This is a genomic window from Trichocoleus sp. DQ-A2 (assembly GCF_039961915.1).
GTDB lineage: Bacteria > Cyanobacteriota > Cyanobacteriia > Cyanobacteriales > FACHB-T130 > FACHB-T130.
Map to the genome: position 1 here is coordinate 46,012 of NZ_JAMPKD010000006.1, position 17,975 is coordinate 63,986.

Consider the following 17,975-nt stretch of genomic DNA (forward strand, 5'->3'; position numbering starts at 1 on the left):
CAGTCGCACAACATCCAAGTCCCACATTTTTTAGTGAGGAAGTGAAATCCCCGTGTCGTCTAGCACTATTCAAGACAAACACCCGCGAGAGCCAGTCCCACCGATTTTTAAGTTCATGCAGGGAGTCGGGAAAGCAACGGGCGGAACCCTCCTCGGCATCACCATGCTTACCAGTTCGGTAGCTGCTGGTGGACTGGTTGGATTAGCAATTAGCTTCCGTAACCTGCCAGATGTGCGCGTTCTCCGCAGCTATGCGCCTACTGAAACTTCTTACATCTACGATGTTAAGGGCAAGCACCTCACCAGTCTCCACGGCGAAGCCAATCGCGAAATCGTCCCCCTTGACCAAATTTCTCCTGAACTGAAGCGGGCGGTTCTCGCAATTGAAGATAGCCACTTTTACTTCCACCAAGGCATCAACCCCAACAGCGTTGGTCGTGCTGTCCGAGCAAACTGGCAGAAGGGTTCGGTTGTTGAGGGCGGCTCGACGATCACCATGCAGTTGGTGAAAAACCTATTTCTCTCTCGCAAGCGTACCTTTAGCCGCAAAATTGCTGAAGCTGTGCTGGCAATTCGTTTGGAGCAAATCTTTAAGAAAGACCAAATTTTAGAAATGTACCTCAATCAGGTGTATTGGGGTCACAACAATTACGGTGCCCAAACCGCATCTGAAAGCTACTTTGGCAAAAAAGCTGCCGACCTCAACTTGGCAGAGGCGTCAATGTTGGCAGGGATGATTCAGGCTCCAGAAGACTACAGCCCTTTCACCAACTACAAGCTCGCCAAACAGCGACAAGCGCAGGTGTTGGGTCGGATGAAAGAGTTGGGGTGGATTACAGCCCAAGAGGAAGCAGCCGCCCGCAAGCTAACCATTAAAAAGGGTCAGCTGACTTCTTGGCAAACCAGCGAACTGCCTTACATCACAGATGCAGTCGTGGCTGAGTTGAAAGAGCGCTTTGGCCCGGATGCAGTGCTAAAAGGGGGAATGCGAGTCCAAACTACCATCGACTACAAATTCCAGCGGATGGCGGAACAAAAGGTCAGTCGTTGGCATAGAAGACTTCAGGGTTGGGGAGTTTATAACAACCAAATTGCTCTGGTGGCAGTCGATCCTCGGACGCATTTTGTGAAAGCCTTGGTTGGCGGGGTTAATTACAAAAAAAGTAAGTTTAATCGGGCAACCCAATCGCTACGCCAGCCAGGATCTGCCTTTAAACCATTTGTTTACTATACGGCGTTCGCGACTGGGAAATATTCGCCCTATTCCACGGTCTACGATTCGCCAGTCAGCTATCGAGATGGAGGGGGCTATTACTCTCCTAGAAACTACGGCGGCGGCTACTCCGGTGCGATGAGCATTCGCCAAGCCCTCGTCGTCTCTGCTAATGTGCCTGCGGTGAAAATCGGACGGTCTGTGGGGCTGGATAAGGTAATTGAAACCTTGCGGACGATTGGCTTTAAGAGTCCGATTGAGCCGGTGATTTCCTTGCCTCTGGGAGCGATTGGTGTAACGCCGTTGGAAATGGCTGGCGGCTATGCCACGTTTGCCAGTAATGGCTGGCATTCTGATACCACGCTGATTGTCCGGGTAACAGACAGCCGAGGCAATGTGTTGCTCGATAACACTCCTAAACCCCGTCTGGTGTTAGACCCGTGGGCGACTGCATCTCTGACTCAAGTGCTGCAAGGGGTGATCAGTGGCGGTACGGGGAAAGCTGCACAGATAGGTCGTCCGGCGGCTGGTAAGACGGGTACGACTTCTTTAGAGAAAGATGTTTGGTTTGTGGGCTATGTCCCGCAAATGTCAACGGCTGTGTGGATTGGCAAGGATAACAACCGCAGCTTAGGCGGTGGTGTTACAGGGGGCCAGTACGCCGCTCCGATTTGGCGCGATTTTATGTCAACGGCTATGTCTGGCGAACCCGTGCAATACTTCCCATCACCTTCCAAATTTGAGCGACCCCGCTCATAATTTGAGATTTTGGATTTTGGAGCGAATCCAAAATCCAAAATCTTTAGGGTTGCTTGGACAGTTCGGATTTCATCCGCTCTAGGGTGAGGTTCATTTGGTCAAACATTTGAGCTGGAGTGATGCCAAATTGACCAAGCTGGGTATGTAGCTGCTGTACTGTCATTTGAGCCATGAAGTCATCAGATAGCTCGAATCGCTTCATAAAGACGCGATAGCGATCCATCATGGCTTCCATTTGCTCAATGAAAATCTTTTTTCCTTCGAGATCGAATTTGCCATAGTGGCTTCCCAGTTGGATCAGGGATTGATAATCTTCAAATAGCTGCTTGGCTTCTTGCTGAACAATTTCTGAATCAAAAAATCCCATAGCCTTTTCTTTTTCCCGTTAATGGGCTTCCCCGCCAAGGAGAAGTTTACTGCTTTGAGTATCATTTTAGTGCAGCCCAATGTTTCCGTTATATTCGGTTTTCCGTATTAACGGCGATCGCGCTCTAAATCCTCGATCGCTTTTTCCCAATACCATTCCTCCGATTTAGCCGGATGCCTCTGTTTTAACCGCTCCACTAGCCGCATTGCAGCTGCCCTATCCCCACTCAACAGTCTCAGCAGCTTGTTTTGTCGCTTAATTGTGGGTTGGTGAGGCTGATGTCTACTTTCCTTGGCGGATGATTGTTTGGCAGATGATTGTAAGTGATGCAACTGCCAGAAAAAAATAGCTAGCAGCAAAATGAAGCCGAGTCCGATAGCAATACCGATTGTCCAAGATGGCATCCGATCGTCTACTTACCATTGACAAGTTTTTAAGGAAAGTCTATCCAGTTTCTCAGTAATTATCAGCGCCCAGCATCTGCAAGCCTTCTCAAGGAAAAAAATCAATATTATGGAAGAAGACAATTGCTTCCATCGCAAGCATGGTCTCGATAGGAAAATTCTCTGCTTTCCCTAAGCTTTTTTCCGGAAAATTTGGCAGTAAAATTTGGCAGCAGCTTCAGGAAGCAGGAAACCAGTCTGCAAGCAAGAGCCAAGAGGTCATGGAGTGGTGCGGTTCATGTTAACAAAGGCAAAAAATCGAAAAGTTGCAGCTATCTTGGCGTTGGTGGGGGCAGTGATACCCGTTGCTGGATTCCACAAGTTTTATATGGGACAGCCGGTATGGGGTCTGGCTTATTTGCTCTTGTCGTGGGGGACACCGATTCCTCGGATTGCTAGCGCGATTGAAGGGTTTTGGTATTTAGTCCAAGATGGAGATGAGTTTGACCGGAATTTTAATTTGGGCGTGGAACCGGCTGTCTCCTCTGTCGGCGTCGATCCCAATCGGGTGGGTGCGATCGCAGATGCATTGCGCCAACTGGACAGCCTGCGGGAAGAGGGACTGATCTCAGAATATGAATTTGAGCAAAAGCGCCGTCAATGGCTCGATCGCATCGCTTGACATTTATGGCACTTTTTGATGGCACTGGTTTATGGCACTTTTTGAATGGCTACCACCCGCAGCTCGATTAAATCCGAATTTGCAGTCAATTCGGGGCAGGATTTTGAACGATCCCTACTACCGCCTGCAATCCACTCAAGAAATTGCGATCGCAGCGGAACTTGGTATCAAGATTGATGCAAATCAGGCAAGTGTAGACGATTGGCTGAGATTACCAGGGTTATCAATTCATCAAGCGCGATCGCTCGTTTCCCTCGCTCGATCTGGCGTTCAATTTTTCTGCATAGAGGATATTGCAGCAGCACTAGGAATGCCACCCGCTCGGCTAAAACCTCTAGAGGCAGTGATTAGATTTTGTTACTACGACGACTCTAGTTTGACAACGCCACAACTCATCAATCCAAATATGGCGTCTGTCGAAGAACTGATGCAGATTCCATTGATTGACGCGGTTCTCGCCGTAACAGTAGTGCAAAATCGTCTCGTTGCGGGGTCGTACCGCAACCTAGTTGATTTCCAGCAACGGCTATCGCTTCCTGGAAATCTAACTGCCCAATTAATGCATTATTTGCGATTTTGAATAACTTATCGAGAAAAGTGATGAGTTTTCAGCCTTGGATTGAAAACAGATAAAACTCATCACTCAAAACTTTGACTTAAGTGCGGCTAATCCGGCTAAGAGGCCAGAAGCGGAAGAAGGCGCGACCAATGATATTTTCGTGGGGTAAGAAGCCCCAAACGTGGGAGTCGTTGCTGTTATTACGGTTATCTCCCATGACTAATACCTGGTCTTCAGGCACCAGCGCTGGTCCCCACTGATATTCTGGGGGTTCTGCGATGTAGTCTTCCTGGAGGGGCGAGTCGTCCACGTAGACCTTACCATTTTGAACTTTAACGACGTGACCCGGTGTGCCAATCACTCGTTTAATAAAGGCTTGGTCTTTCGCATAGCCCTGAATTTGCAATTTTTGGGGAGGGTCAAAAACTACGATGTCGCCTGGGTGGGGTGCCCGAAAGCGATAAGAGATTTTTTCCACTACCAAGCGATCGCCCACTTGCAAGGTCGGCAGCATAGAATCAGAGGGAATATAGCGGGGTTCGGCAACAAAGGTTCGGATAAAAAGGGCTAAACATAGGGCAATCAATAGAATTTGCAGGTTTTCTCTTAATTGTTCCCATATTCCCCCTCCTGCTGCCTTTTTTTCTTTATGTCCCCCGGAATCTACGCCTTTGGGTTGCCCTTGTTTTGTCTTCTCAGCAACAACTGCCCCAGTTTGATTGACTCCGTCCTGGGAAGACGCATCTGCCTGAATCTCAGACGGAAGTCCCAGTTGGGTCGAGTTTGAGGTAGCAAATTGTGGAGATTCGTTGACGGCTGCTAAATCCTTTTCCTCAGATGCCATAGAAGTTTCAACTAAAAATATCTGGCGTTGTTAGCCACAGAGACAGTTTTGGCTTGTTTCAGCTCTCAGCCAAGATACCACGCGGCCTCTGGTTTAGATCCATTGGATTTAAGCAGGCTGTAATATTTCTCAATTTTTCAAAATTCTTCTTGTTCTTATTTAACTAGATTTACTGAGTCTAAAAAGCAAGCTTTATACTTTACAAAAAGATACTGATTTATATATACACTTTTATAAAATTTTTTCGTTCTTGGGGTTTTGGCAAAAACTCAAAGTTCCGAGAAATTATCTAGAGACAATCAATAAAGTTATTGTTACAAATTAAGGGAAGACATAAAATTAGGGCAAACAAAAGGAGTTTTCATAATATGAAATTGCGTAATATTGCAACCTTAATGGCTGGTGCTACGGCGACTCTATGCTTTATTTCTATGGCTGGACAGCAGGCTAACGCGGGAACAATACACAAAGATTGGAACTATAGCATTGATGCCTTTAATGATGGCTCTGGTGGAGCGGGTTATGAAATTAAAGGGATGGCAATCAAGGAAACCAGTGACAGCATTTTTGTAGCTCTAACTGGTGGTACGCCCTTGACAGGAACTTACGCGAGTGGCGCTGCTGACCAAAACATTGGTTGGGGAGATTTATTCTTCAATTTCACTGATAAAACTTTTAAAGCTGCCAGTGATGCAAACAGTTTTTTGGGATTCGCTTTGCTGGGACTAACGACTCAATGGTTTCCAGCACTGGCGTCTACAAAAATGTCCAAGCCGCTAGCGTTACTGGAACGAACAACGGATATAGCAGTTTGAAGCAATACTATGATTCTGGATGGGATCGGGAGAATACTAAAGGCACGGATTTTACTACTAAAGCTGATGCTTATGCATACTTCGGTCAAGGTTCTATTCTCAATGTAATTGGCTCAGGTACAAAAGTGGGTGACATTACCATGCTCACCGCCTCTGCATTGAGTGCCGCCGGACTTGATTTTAGTCACTTTTTGGCAAGTGGAGATCAAACCATTGGGTTCCAGTTGAACAAGTCTCTTCTTGGCTTTGGAGACTACGTTGCTAATATGTTTCTTGAGTGTGGCAATGATGGCGTCGCACTTGCTGGAGCAATTTTGCCACCAGCGCCAGTTGTTGAAGTAACTCACCAGGTACCAGAGCCTACTGGAATTGCGGGTATGGCTTTAGTTGCTCTAGCCTTTGTAGGCAGTCAACTGCATAAGCGTTTTCAGGGGAAAGTGACGCTAGAGTGAGACTCTTAGAAAAATATTATGGCTATTGAAAGCAACTAACAGGAACTTAATCAGGAACTGGAAACTGTCTTCACTATCTGCGCTAGCGTAGGAAGGAAGATGTGTTCTCCAGTTTTTGCTGTGTTATTTTCTAAACGTCCTATTATACTTACCGGATTTATTGGTTGCTTGCTGATTTCCTTAAGTGCTTGCGCCAATAGTACCAACAGTGAAGCGCTGGAGCGATCGCTCGCAGCAGACCCTAAACTTAAGGACAATCCGGCTGCGTTTGGGTTGCCATCTCAAAATAACTCTCCGAACGAAACGCTTGTTGCACTCCCCTCTGATTTCCCATCGGAGATTCCCGTCTATCCAGAGGCTCAGCTGCAAGAAGTCACGCCATCAACATCCGATCCCAATCAAGGACAGATCCTTCGTTGGACGACTTCTGACCCCAGCAACTCTGTCCAAAGCTTTTACCAGAAGGAATTTCAATCGAATAACTGGGAAATTGTGAGTCAGCCAACTGAGACTGAGGAGGGTGCTGTTCCTCCAACAGATATTTTAGTAGCTCGCCAGAATAACCTGAAAGTTACCGTTTCCATCCAGTCAGGTTCGGGTAGTAATAGTTTTATCTCAACACCCTCGCCGACTCCAGCGACTGCTGCTAATAGTCCAGCGAGTAGTGCAGCTAGTACCACACAATTTACCATTCAGTATGTCCGCGACGGCAGCGCAGCAGCACCGTCATCGAGTAACTCAGAAGTCGCCACTCAGCCAACGACTGAGGCAACAACCGACAAGCCGGGGTCTCCTTCTCAACCCTCTGTATTTACAGATATCAACAAAGCACCCCAAGAATTACGTCAGTACGTAGAAAACCTGGCAGCATTGGGGGTACTTTCGCTCAACTCTGGTGGTTCCAAGAGTAACTCAGCCGCAGGCGAACAGTTTGAGCCAAATAAAACCATCACCCGCCGCCAGTATGCGCGTTGGCTGGTGGCTGCGAATAATCAGATTTATGCCAATAGTCCGGGGAAGCAAATCCGTTTAGCATCAACAGATGTCCAACCGGCTTTCCAGGATATTCCCCGCAGCGACCCTGATTTTCCTGCCATTCAAGGTTTAGCGGAGGCGGGTTTAATTCCCAGTCGGTTGACGGGTGATGCTACCGCTGTGTTGTTTCGCCCCGATGCACCGCTTACCCGCGAAAACTTGATTCTCTGGAAAGTGCCCCTAGATACCCGCCAGACTTTGCCCACCGCTTCGGTTGATGCGGTGAAGCAAACGTGGGGATTTCAGGATGCAGGCAAAACTGAGCCGAAGGCGTTGCGGGCGGTATTAGCCGATTTTCAAAATGGCGAATTGGCAAATATCCGGCGGGTTTTTGGGTATACAACGCTGTTCCAGCCGAAAAAACCTGTAACGAGGGCTGAGGCGGCGGCGGCGGTCTGGTACTTTGGTGCTGAAGGTGAAGGGGTATCTGCTCAAGATGCTTTGCAGAGCCAGCGTCAACAGAGCCAGCCATCAGCGGTATCTACGCCGGAGCCTTCACCGTCAAGTTCTCCGAATCAATAGCTTGACAACTAAAAGCAGTCAATGAAGCGATCGCAATTAGGCAAAGCCCTTGCTGAAGGTAAGCGATCGCTTCGCGCATTCTTTGGAATACAACAGCTTCTCTTTGAGAAGCGTAGATCGAGGCAGTTTCAGTACCTATTTAATAAAATTTTTAAAAGATAAATTATAATGCTACCCCCCATGTTTTTTCAATGAATTTAGCTTTAAATTCACAGAAACTTCACACTATTTTGGGAGAAGTTTGTAAGAACTTTATACAAAAGTTTATAGAGTTAGGAAAAATGTAGCAGAAAATACGGAGAAAGAGATCACTATGAAAAAACAAATTCTAGCCACAGGATTTGTTCTTTTTTCTTTCCTATTGCCACTTAAGGCAGTAGCGGCATCCTTTGATAGAATTTACGTCTTTGGTGACAGCCTCTCCGATACTGGCAATGTGTCCAATCTGACAGGAGGATTCTCTCCCCAATCTCCACCCTACTATCAGGGACGCTTTTCTAATGGCCCGATTTGGGTAGATGCTCTGGCAAATAAGTTGGGATTAGCTCCGGCTCTGGTCACTGAACTTGCGGGAGGAGCTAACTCTAGCAACGGTATTAACTTCGCTTTCGGTGGTGCTACCTCAGGAACCAAAAACGTCGCTGGTCCGTTACCGGGATTGCAAACGGAGATCGATTTCTTTAAGAGTGGTTTGGCTGCAACCAAGCAGTCTGCTGACTCAGAAGCTCTATATATAGTATGGGCTGGTGGTAATGATTACCTCGGTGGTGGCGTTACAGATCCAACTGAGCCTGTCAAGAATATATCGGCAGCGGTAACATCGCTTTTCAACCTCGGCGCTCGAAATTTCCTCGTAGCTAATTTACCAGATTTGGGAAAGGCTCCTGTCGGTCTTAGTGGCGGTATTGCCATGTCCAACGGTCTCAACCAGTTGACCGGATTCCATAACTCGGGCTTGAGCGATAGTCTCGGTGAATTGAGCAAGTCATTAAACGGAATCAACCTCAAATCTCTCGATGTCAATTCTTTATTTAACAATGTCATCGCAAATAAAGAGAAATTTGGTTTCACAAATGTGACTGACTCTTGCCTAACCAACTACGAGGGTCCCCAAGATTCCACCTACGATATATGCGATAACCCAGACAGTTATTTGTTCTGGGACAACATCCATCCCACAGCCGCTGGTCATAAGCTAGTGGCAGACTTAGCATTTGCAGCGCTGACACCCGCATCCGAACCTCAAAAAAGCGTTCCGGAACCGGCTTCGACATTGGGAATATTAGCTTTCGGGGCTTTAGGAGCAGGTTCGCTGAAGCGGCGCAAACCGAAAAAAGCCAGCTCAATCAAAACTGAAGTATAAAGGATGAAGACTCAAGGATGAAGGCGTTCCTGTTGAAGTCAAATGCACCGTTCATCCTTGATATTTTACACTTGATACTTTTTGGATTTTAGGGACTTCTGACTTCAAACTATATTTGTTGAATTGAATAAACTTATCAATAATTTACGTAGTTAGTATTAATTTTACGTGAGTGATGATATGTCTTTAACTCCCGATAAATGTTAAATACTTGAATAGAAAAACTATTGAGTGAAGATAATTGGCAGAAAAAGGGAATTATGCAAGGGTTCTCATCCCCCAGCAGGTAGAGCAGTTGAAACATCAATGATTTAAATTAATTTAACAAGTTTTAGAGGGTCGAGGAATTATCTTAATAATCCTAATAATTGGTGAAATAAGCAACCGCAAAAAAAGGGATAAGATGGATGATATCCAACCAGTCTTGCATTGGAAACATAGGCAAGATTGGCAATAGGATCGTGGCGATCGCATCTAATAGATTAATTGGCATGATTATCTTACCGTTAACCTTTGAAGTCTATAAATATTGCAGAATATCTCCAAGCTGGAGATAGGGGGCTCGACCGGAAATTGCCGCTCATATAATTAGAGAATGACAAGCCTTGGGCGTTCCCATACCTCTACAAATGTAAAAATTTCTATTGTCTGTTACCTAGAATGGCAGAAGAGTGATAGCAGAGAAATGTATCTTTAGAAGGAAAAATTTTTAGCTATAAAATAGCAATTTAGAAAAAGACTAATTGACAAATAAACTTATTCACTAGCTTGACTACAGAAAAAACAAAATGTCCTTCCAAAAAGTGTTTTCTAGGCTGAGGGCAGTATTTCTTGTGAGTGCGTTACCCCTCAGCGCGATCGCTGGGTTGCCAACAGCAGTAAAAGCAGCAAGCTTATCGCCTCAGAATTTTAATGAAATTTATGTTTTTGGTGACAGCCTTTCAGATGATGGAAATCTGTTTGATGCTACGAAAGGATATATTCCGCCAAGCCCGGTTTACTCTGATGGACGTTTTTCCAATGGTCCAGTTTGGGTAGACTATCTCGCCCAATATTTAGGATTAACTTCCAATTCAAATATTAATCTGGCTTACGGTGGTGCAACTACGGGAAACAGTAACGTCTTGAACGATATCGTTCCTAGCGTAGTGCTGAATTTACCAGGCTTGCAGCAGCAGATTAATAACTTCAAAAAAGCCAATTTATCGGCTAATCCGGATGCATTATACATCGTATGGGCGGGTGGCAATGACTACATCGGTGGTGGCGTAACCAATGCTGCTATACCAGTCGGAAATTTATCGACAGCAGTAACGTCACTTGCTACATTCGGCGCTAAAAATATCATGGTGGTCAACTTGCCAGATTTGGGGGAACTTCCGGACACCCGGACAAGCTCGAATTCAGCCAACCTCAGTGTCTTGACGGCGACTCATAACTCCAGCTTAGCTGCAAGCCTCAATGGTTTGAGCCAGAGTTTGAGCCAGAACCTAGGTGACAGCATCAATATTATCCCCCTTGATGCTAATTCTCTATTCGATCGGGTCATCGCTAATCCGAGCGAATTCGGTTTGAGAAATGTTACTGAGGCTTGTTTAGACAAATTAATTGCCTGTGCTGTTAATGCAGACAAGTTTTTGTTCTGGGATAACATCCATCCGACGACAACTGCTCACAAGATATTAGGAAAATATGCCTTTTCAGTGCTAGGGCAACAGACTCAGGCATCTGCGATCGCTAGTAATAATCAGCTATTGAGACAATCCGCCTCTGCAACGCTGACACCTGTACTGGTGTCCGACTCCCAGAAAAGCGTTCCCGAACCGGCTTCTACGTTCGGTATATTAGCGTTTGGTGCTTTAAGCGCGGGTTTGGTGCTGAAACGCCAACAGACGAAAGCCAGCTCAATCAAGACTGAAGTATAAAGGATGAAGACTCAAGGATGAACAGGTTCGTATTAAGACTAAATTTCACCGTTCATCCTTGATATTTCACACTTCATACTTTTAGGCATGGCTTTGTTGGATTACGACAATCTGTTTAACACCATTGAAGAATTAGTGCTGCATCATTCTCCTAGCGGTGCGGAAGAAGAAATTGACCAATTGTTGATGAGTCGATTTAAAGCGCTGGGAGTCGAAGTTTGGCAGGATAATGCCGGGAATGTCATTGCGAAAATTGCCGGTCAAAAGCAAGACAGAGGCATCGCCATCACCGCCCACAAAGACGAAATTGGCGGGATTGTCAAACAAGTCGGCGACGAGGGACGGGTGGAAGTCCGCAGGTTGGGAGGCGCATTTCCGTGGGTTTATGGCGAGGGCGCTGTAGATTTACTGGGAGACGAGCAAACGATTACCGGAATTCTATCTTTTGGATCTCGCCACATTTCCCACGAATCCCCCCAAAAATCCCAGCAGGAAGACAAACCAGTGCGCTGGGAAGACGCTTGGGTGGAAACCAAATGCACGCCCGAAGAATTAGAAATAGCGGGAATTCGACCAGGAACCCGAATGGTAGTGGGGAAGCATCGTAAGCGTCCGGTGCGGTTGAAGGATTGGATTGCCAGTTACACGCTGGATAATAAGGCGTCTGTCGCAATTTTGTTAGCGCTGGCTGAAACCGTAAAACAGCCCCCAGTGGATATTTATCTGGTGGCGTCTGCGAAGGAGGAGGTCGGCGCAATTGGCGCAATGTACTTTACTCAGAAGCAGCGTGTGGATGCTTTGATTGCGCTGGAAATCTGTCCTTTGGCTCCGGAATACCCGATCGCTGATGGGAATGCGCCGGTGTTGCTTTCCCAAGATGGCTATGGAATCTACGATGAAGCCTTAAATCGTCAGTTGCGGCAAGTTGCGAAGAATCTGAAGCTCCCCGTGCAATTGGCGACGTTGAGCGGTTTTGGCAGCGATGGCTCAATTGCGATGAAGTTTGGTCATGTCGCCCGTGCTGCATGTCTGGCGTTTCCGACGCAAAACACGCACGGCTATGAGATTGCCCATTTAGGCGCGATCGCAAACTGTACGCATATCCTCCGCGCCTACTGCGAAACCGACTTTAGCGATTCGTCAACAGCAACTGATAACTGACAAAGGACAATTGATCCCTGCAATTCCTTACAATTAAGCCAGTTATCCTGTGACAGCAGTTAAGCCTTGTATGCCCAAAACTGTAGCCGATGTTATGAGCCGCGACCCTATCGTGGTACGACCTGAAACGCCTCTCAAAGAGGCCATCCAAATCTTGGCAGAACGACACATCAGCGGTCTGCCAGTAGTCGAACAAACTGGCAAATTAGTGGGCGTTATCTCGGAAACTGACTTGATGTGGCAAGAAAAAGGGGTAACACCCCCGGCTTACATCATGTTTCTAGACAGCGTGATTTACCTGCAAAATCCAGCCACCTTTGAACGAGACCTGCACAAGTCTCTGGGGCAAACGGTTGGGGAAGTAATGACCCACGATGCCATTACCATTACAGCCGAGAAACCTTTACGGGAAGCGGCGGCGCTGATGCACGAGCGAAATGTTCGCCGCTTGCCGGTGATTGATAAAAATGCTCAGGTGATTGGTATCCTCACCCGTGGGGATATTGTGCGGGCAATGGCATCTGAGGTGGATTAATCTTGGTCATTAGTCAATGGGAGTTTGCTGCAAAGGACTCATGACTAATGACTCATAACGAGTGACAACTGAAAACTAATCAATAATCAAATAATAATGAGCATTACCCCTGAGTCTGTTAAAGAATTACTGGGTTCAGAAAATTTTGGCGATCGCATTCGCGGTATTAACCAGCTGCGCCAGCTGGAAAGGGCGATCGCGTTTGAGTTGGTGCAACCAGCCGTGACAGACAGCAACACCCGCGTTAGATATGCCGCTGTCAGCCAGATGGATACTCTGGGACAGGAAGATTTACAAACATCTTTGAGTGTTTTGCGCGATCGCCTATTCAATGACTCGGAAGCAGATGTCCAAGCTGCCGCTGCTGATGCTTTGGGAGCGCTACAGTTAAAAGAAGCTTTTGAGGACTTGCAGCAAGTTTACAACCAAACCCCAGAGTGGCTCGTTAAGTTCAGCATTGTTGCTGCTTTGGGAGAAATGGGCGACAGCAGAGGATTTGAACTACTAGAAGAAGCCCTCACCTCTGGGAACGAATTAGTCCAAACTGCTGCTATCTCTTCACTGGGAGAACTGGGAGATCCGCGTGCAGTTCCCCTCATTGTTCCGTACTCCACCCATTTGGATTGGCAGATTCGCTACCGGGTCGTACAAGCACTCAAGCGTCTAGGTGGAGCAGAAGCACGCTCAACATTAGAAGCTTTAGCGAATGATGAAGTCGAGCAAGTAGCCCAGGAAGCACAAAATTGTTTAAAATCCGCTTAAATAACTGGTTAAAGTATCTCTAAAATTACCATAGTCTGATACAATCCGTTTTTTTGGCTGGAAATTAAACGGGCAAAGCATTCCTTTCTTTAACTAGGGGTTTATCCCCAACGGGAAAGGGCTTTGCCCGTTTTCACATTTATTTTTTAAGTATTTTATCGTAATAACTATTAGCTTTAGCAAGTTTAAAAGTTAATTTTTCAGTATTTTCCGCACTTCAATTTTTAACGTCTCAGTGTTTCTTCGTATATTTAATTTATTTTTAAATGGTATGAAATTAGTAAACCGTATTTTCCCGGAAATCCCAAAAATTGTTTTTATTTAATCGTTAAAAATCCGGATACATATATATTCCCGCTTCTAAAGCCTTACTTCACACCAACTTTACAAGTTTTTGGAGAAACTACGGCTGATGTTAAAGAGTCAGTAAAGATACGTCCGAATGATTGCTATCCCCTCGAATGATTCCCTATATTAGGAAGAACAAAGCCAAGCATATTTACGCGGTCTTCTGAGTTTGCTACTAAAAGTTAGAGTCATCCCTTAGGTAATTGGTCTTCGTTCATCAGGTGCTTAAGTAGTTTTCAACGCACTCATCCGTATCACTCAAGCAAACTACTAGGTTCAGCAAAAAAATAGCAACACGGCTCAATCCCTAAATATGCGGACATTAAAAATCTTGAACTTCGGATCAATTAAGGTGAACCAGATGAAACTTCAACAGACTTCAGCCTTCATGAGCTTAATGGCTGGCAGCCTTCTAGCTTTTTCCGCGACTTCAGCTCAAGCTTTCGCTCCATTTGATTTTGGCACCACCTTTTCTCCAAATCCTGCTGACCCCAAAAAGGATATCAAGCTAGAAGCAGTTACTTTTGGTTCCAAGACGCTCAAAGACTTCTCGCTAGTTACAGGTGCCAAAATCATCCAAAATGACCTGGTAAAAACTGGCCCCGGCAGTTCCGACCACGGAGATGGTACAGTCAGCGACCCTTATCTGCCAGAGGGTCCTAAAAAGGAAAACCCCACAGCTGCTGATATCGTTGCTAGCTTAGGCAACTTGAACCTCAACAGCATCATTGACACTGAAGACGACTATGGAACATCTATAATCGAAGTTTTCTTCGGGAAGGCAACAGACACATTCTTCTTCTGGGAACGAGGCAACGCTCTTACTGCGAACGATCCAGGCCCTGGAAACAGCGATCTATTCGTTGAGTCTCTGGATAAATTTGGCAACGTGCTAGACAAGTTCAAGATTACCAGAGACATGTGGAAGGATGCTGGGTACAGCATCAACACCAAAGAAATCAACGAAAATCAGAAGGTTGGTTCTTTAGGTCTGAAAGGGACACAGAAGGCTGTAGGTCTCCGGCTGACAAGCCACAAGGGCTTTAACGGGCCTGACTATAAGGTAGCCGCTCAAAACGTGAGCGTGCCTGAACCAGCAAGCCTTGCAGGTTTAGGAATGGTAGCAGGTGCTTTAGTGGTTTCTCGCCGCCGCCGTCAAGCTGCTAAGGTTTCCTAATTCTCCATTGTTTTAAACAATGCATATATTAATCGGGATTAGATGCTGAACAAGGCTTCTAGTCCCGATTTTTTGCCAATTTAGAAAAGATTGCGGGTGAGGTAGACTGCCAAACGCCAGATAATGTCATCTTGAGACTGAGCTTGGACAATTGCTGGTAGCTACGACAGATATGTTGCTGGATAAGTCGATTTTAGCGATCGCGTTTCTTCTAGCCGCTAAACTATCAGACACTGAATAGTTTAGATGCATGAAAATTCGAGATATTGGAGAACAAGGTTTATTAGAACGATTGCAGCGCTTTTGTCCGCCGGAAGTTGTGGGGGATGATGCGGCGGTGATGACCATCCAGCCCGGTCAAGAATTGGTAGTGACAACCGATTTACTGGTAGATGGAACTCATTTTAGCGATCGCACCACTTCCCCAGAAGACGCTGGCTGGCGTGCTGCTGCTGCCAATTTATCCGATCTAGCCGCAATGGGGGCACTGCCTCTAGGCATTACTGTAGGTTTGAGTGTCACGGGTGATACACCTGTCACCTGGGTTGAGCGACTCTATCAGGGACTCACCGAATGCCTGCAACAATACAATACAGCGATCGTCGGCGGCGATATTTGCCGCTCATCGGTGATTACCGTCGCGATTACGGCCTTTGGTCAAGCTTCCCCAACTCAGATCCTTCGGCGCTCAAATGCTCAGGTAGGGGATGCCATTGTCGTCACTGGCGTTCACGGAGCCTCACGAGCTGGTCTAGAATTACTGCTTCATCCAGAGTTTGGTCAACGCCTCAGTGAAACTGACAAGGCATCTTTAATCGAAGCTCACCAGCGTCCCAAACCTAGGCTAGATGTGTTGCCGCTTTTGTGGGAAATTTTAGATTTTCCATCCCACATCCAAAATCTAAAATCTAAAATTCCAGTGGCTGGCATGGATAGCAGCGACGGTCTAGCAGACGCCATTGTGCAAATCTGCCGGTGTAGCCAAGTGGGTGCCTATATCGAGCGCAGCGCAATTCCCCTTTCTCATGCCCTAACTCAGCTCGTGCCTGCCGAGCAAGCTCTGAATTGGGCCTTATACGGTGGTGAAGATTTTGAACTGGTGCTGTGTTTACCGTTAGAAAAAGCCCAGGCGTTAATCAAACGACTGGGCAAAGGAGCCGCTGTGGTCGGGAAAATTACTACCGGCTCAAACGTCTTGTTAGGAGACTCTACCGGCGTCTATCCCGACCAACAACTCACCCTAAGCCAAAGCTTTCAGCATTTTTAAGCTTTCCACTTCTGACCCACCAGTTCAGCCAAGTCTACAACCCGCTGAGAGTAACCCCACTCGTTGTCATACCAAGAGACAACTTTAACCAGGTCTCCGCCCATAACCATCGTTAGACTGGCGTCCACAATGGAAGAAGCATCGGTACCCCGATAATCGCTGGAGACTAGCTCCAGTTCGTTGTATTCCAGAACGCCTTGCATAGGGCCTTCAGCAGCAGCTTTCAGCGCTTGGTTCACTTCATCCGCGAAGGTTTGCTTCTCGACTTGAATCACCAAATCCACTACGGAAACGTTTGGAGTAGGCACCCGCAAAGCAATTCCATTCAGCTTGCCCTTCAGCTCTGGCAACACCAAAGCTACTGCTTTGGCAGCACCTGTTGAAGTGGGAACAATGTTGAGCGCTGCTGCCCGTGCCCGCCGCAAATCCCGGTGAGAAGCATCCAGTAAGCGCTGGTCGCCGGTATAGCTGTGGGTGGTGGTCATCGTGCCTTTAATAATGCCGAAGTTTTCGTGCAGCACTTTGGCAACAGGCGCTAGGCAGTTGGTGGTGCAGCTGGCATTGCTGATCACAACGTGCTTGTCGTGGTCGTAGTCTTTATCGTTGACGCCTACCACAAAGGTGCCGTCATCGTTTTTACCGGGAGCGGTAATCAGAACTTTCTTCGCTCCAGCCTTTATATGCTTGGATGCCCCTTCCTTGCTGGTAAAGACGCCAGTTGATTCGATAATCAGGTCAATGTCCCAATCTTTCCAGGGCAAGTTTTCTGGGTTGCGATCCGATGTGCATTTGACCGTTTTGCCGTTAACAGTGATGGAGTTGTCATCGTAACTGATATCAGCGTTAAACTTCCCAAGCATGGAATCATATTTCAGCAAGTGGGAGTTGGTTCTTGGGTCAGAAGTGTCATTGATCGCGACGACTTCTATATGGCTATTTTCCCGACCCAGCCAGCATCGCATAAAGTTACGTCCGATGCGTCCAAAACCGTTGATCGCTACTCTAATCACAGCGTCTTGCCCTCTGTCTTGTGACCTACAGAATTTCCTGTTAATGACCCCAATCATATCGCAAAGGCTGAACAATTCTACCTAGTGGTTTGCAGCGATCCTCCTAAATCGAATCCGTTGTGGGATCGAAACGAATCTTTCTTGACTGGACAAAGGACAAAATCTAGAGCAACTGCGCGATCGCTGACGCGCTTGTTTCCAGCGTGGCTCAACTTCATACCGCTAGAGGCTATGGGAAGGGGCGCGAGTCGAAGCGGAAGCGAACCTATTTTGAGGCTTTTGCGAGCTGAATTTTGGCCTAGATAATTATTTTATTGGTTTTTTCTCCGATTTAGGCGATTTAATTGCTAATTAAATCTATTTTCTTATTATTAATCCCTGTAAAAACTTGTAGCTATTGTTTGGTACGAATAGTGCCTAAAAGCATAAAGTGAAGAATTTCAATTTTTTGACAGTAGTAGCATTAGGTACTCTGAAAACTACAGAAATCGCAAGTTTTAGGGTACTCGATCTCATTCCAGCGCATAGTCTAACTGGTTGTTCCATATCTACCCCGAAACTGGTTGCTTAAGTTAAAAGCACTGATTGAGTTGTTTAACCTCGCTTACGAGTTACGGAGGCTAGGTTAAGTACAAAGAAACGCTACCAGCTTTTGACCAAGTGCTGAAACTTAAGCCGAGACGACTTCATCGCCTGGTATTTACGAGGCTACACGCTTAGTAAAGGACAGTATCAAGAAGCGATCGCCCACTCGCTAACTATGATGAAGCCATTCAACCCCAGCCAAATTACCTAT

The 17,975-nt window shown here is 46.5% G+C and carries 15 protein-coding genes and 1 pseudogene; 12 read left to right on the forward strand and 4 right to left on the reverse strand.

Annotated features, from left to right (window positions below; translation table 11 throughout):
- Positions 1-52 precede the first annotated feature (52 nt).
- Positions 53-1,972, forward strand: a complete 1,920-nt coding sequence (locus tag NC997_RS07140; protein ID WP_190436664.1) for a PBP1A family penicillin-binding protein — start codon at positions 53-55, stop codon at positions 1,970-1,972.
- Positions 1,973-2,015: 43 nt separating this feature from the next.
- Here NC997_RS07140 and NC997_RS07145 read toward each other — a convergent pair whose 3' ends face one another.
- Both NC997_RS07145 and NC997_RS07150 read right to left on the reverse strand, forming a co-directional pair.
- Complete coding sequence (locus tag NC997_RS07145; RefSeq protein ID WP_190410546.1) at positions 2,016-2,339, reverse strand: DUF1825 family protein; 324 nt, start codon at positions 2,337-2,339, stop codon at positions 2,016-2,018.
- A 107-nt stretch (positions 2,340-2,446) separates the two neighbouring features.
- Positions 2,447-2,743, reverse strand: a complete 297-nt coding sequence (locus NC997_RS07150) for a hypothetical protein (protein WP_190530206.1) — start codon at positions 2,741-2,743, stop codon at positions 2,447-2,449.
- A 277-nt stretch (positions 2,744-3,020) separates the two neighbouring features.
- Between NC997_RS07150 and NC997_RS07155 the strand changes: the two genes are divergently transcribed.
- Together NC997_RS07155 and NC997_RS07160 are read left to right on the forward strand one after the other, a co-directional pair.
- Positions 3,021-3,404: an NINE protein gene (locus NC997_RS07155; protein WP_190429123.1), complete on the forward strand. Its 384-nt coding sequence runs from the start codon at positions 3,021-3,023 to the stop codon at positions 3,402-3,404.
- A 31-nt stretch (positions 3,405-3,435) separates the two neighbouring features.
- A complete protein-coding gene (locus NC997_RS07160) occupies positions 3,436-3,984 on the forward strand; it encodes a ComEA family DNA-binding protein (RefSeq protein WP_190530208.1) in 549 nt (182 codons plus the stop codon).
- 76 nt (positions 3,985-4,060) lie between these two features.
- Here the strand turns inward: NC997_RS07160 and lepB are convergent, their stop codons facing one another.
- Positions 4,061-4,585, reverse strand: coding sequence for a signal peptidase I (lepB, locus tag NC997_RS07165; protein ID WP_347276170.1), 525 nt, complete (start codon positions 4,583-4,585; stop codon positions 4,061-4,063).
- A 653-nt stretch (positions 4,586-5,238) separates the two neighbouring features.
- On the opposite strand from lepB, the pseudogene NC997_RS07170 reads away from it, so the two are divergent.
- The 9 genes and pseudogenes from NC997_RS07170 (at position 5,239) to thiL (ending at position 16,169) form a co-directional block, all read left to right on the forward strand.
- Positions 5,239-6,074: pseudogene (locus NC997_RS07170) on the forward strand (XDD3 family exosortase-dependent surface protein).
- A gap of 99 nt (positions 6,075-6,173) precedes the next feature.
- Entirely contained in the window at positions 6,174-7,631 is a 1,458-nt protein-coding gene (locus NC997_RS07175; RefSeq protein WP_190530213.1) for an S-layer homology domain-containing protein, read from the forward strand.
- Between the two features lie 313 nt (positions 7,632-7,944).
- Entirely contained in the window at positions 7,945-8,994 is a 1,050-nt protein-coding gene (locus NC997_RS07180; RefSeq protein ID WP_190530215.1) for an SGNH/GDSL hydrolase family protein, read from the forward strand.
- 833 nt (positions 8,995-9,827) lie between these two features.
- Entirely contained in the window at positions 9,828-10,919 is a 1,092-nt protein-coding gene (locus NC997_RS07185) for an SGNH/GDSL hydrolase family protein (RefSeq protein WP_199306320.1), read from the forward strand.
- 87 nt (positions 10,920-11,006) lie between these two features.
- Positions 11,007-12,080, forward strand: a complete 1,074-nt coding sequence (locus NC997_RS07190) for a M20/M25/M40 family metallo-hydrolase (RefSeq protein WP_190530219.1) — start codon at positions 11,007-11,009, stop codon at positions 12,078-12,080.
- Between the two features lie 70 nt (positions 12,081-12,150).
- Positions 12,151-12,615, forward strand: coding sequence for a CBS domain-containing protein (locus NC997_RS07195; RefSeq protein WP_190410554.1), 465 nt, complete (start codon positions 12,151-12,153; stop codon positions 12,613-12,615).
- Positions 12,616-12,711: 96 nt separating this feature from the next.
- The gene (gene nblB / locus NC997_RS07200) at positions 12,712-13,377 is read left to right on the forward strand and encodes a phycobilisome degradation protein NblB (RefSeq protein ID WP_190530220.1); all 666 of its coding nucleotides are present in this window, start codon (positions 12,712-12,714) and stop codon (positions 13,375-13,377) included.
- A gap of 709 nt (positions 13,378-14,086) precedes the next feature.
- Positions 14,087-14,902 (forward strand): exosortase-dependent surface protein XDP2, encoded by an 816-nt coding sequence (locus NC997_RS07205; RefSeq protein ID WP_190530222.1) that lies wholly within the window; start codon positions 14,087-14,089, stop codon positions 14,900-14,902.
- Between the two features lie 250 nt (positions 14,903-15,152).
- Positions 15,153-16,169, forward strand: coding sequence for a thiamine-phosphate kinase (gene thiL / locus NC997_RS07210; protein ID WP_190530224.1), 1,017 nt, complete (start codon positions 15,153-15,155; stop codon positions 16,167-16,169).
- On the opposite strand, the gene NC997_RS07215 is transcribed toward thiL, so the two are convergent.
- Positions 16,166-17,179 (reverse strand): type I glyceraldehyde-3-phosphate dehydrogenase, encoded by a 1,014-nt coding sequence (locus tag NC997_RS07215; RefSeq protein WP_190410558.1) that lies wholly within the window; start codon positions 17,177-17,179, stop codon positions 16,166-16,168. The genes thiL and NC997_RS07215 overlap by 4 nt on opposite strands.
- Positions 17,180-17,975: the final 796 nt, after the last annotated feature.

Bases quoted from the DNA above. Each gene is read 5' to 3' on its own strand.
- NC997_RS07190 (WP_190530219.1), top strand. From the start codon at position 11,007: ATGGCTTTGTTGGATTACGACAATCTGTTTAACACCATTGAAGAATTA.
- NC997_RS07160 (WP_190530208.1), top strand. From the start codon at position 3,436: ATGGCACTTTTTGAATGGCTACCACCCGCAGCTCGATTAAATCCGAAT.
- NC997_RS07145 (WP_190410546.1), bottom strand. From the start codon at position 2,339: ATGGGATTTTTTGATTCAGAAATTGTTCAGCAAGAAGCCAAGCAGCTA.
- thiL (WP_190530224.1), top strand. From the start codon at position 15,153: ATGAAAATTCGAGATATTGGAGAACAAGGTTTATTAGAACGATTGCAG.
- nblB (WP_190530220.1), top strand. From the start codon at position 12,712: ATGAGCATTACCCCTGAGTCTGTTAAAGAATTACTGGGTTCAGAAAAT.
- NC997_RS07155 (WP_190429123.1), top strand. From the start codon at position 3,021: ATGTTAACAAAGGCAAAAAATCGAAAAGTTGCAGCTATCTTGGCGTTG.
- NC997_RS07150 (WP_190530206.1), bottom strand. From the start codon at position 2,743: ATGCCATCTTGGACAATCGGTATTGCTATCGGACTCGGCTTCATTTTG.
- NC997_RS07175 (WP_190530213.1), top strand. From the start codon at position 6,174: ATGTGTTCTCCAGTTTTTGCTGTGTTATTTTCTAAACGTCCTATTATA.
- NC997_RS07205 (WP_190530222.1), top strand. From the start codon at position 14,087: ATGAAACTTCAACAGACTTCAGCCTTCATGAGCTTAATGGCTGGCAGC.
- NC997_RS07195 (WP_190410554.1), top strand. From the start codon at position 12,151: ATGCCCAAAACTGTAGCCGATGTTATGAGCCGCGACCCTATCGTGGTA.
- NC997_RS07180 (WP_190530215.1), top strand. From the start codon at position 7,945: ATGAAAAAACAAATTCTAGCCACAGGATTTGTTCTTTTTTCTTTCCTA.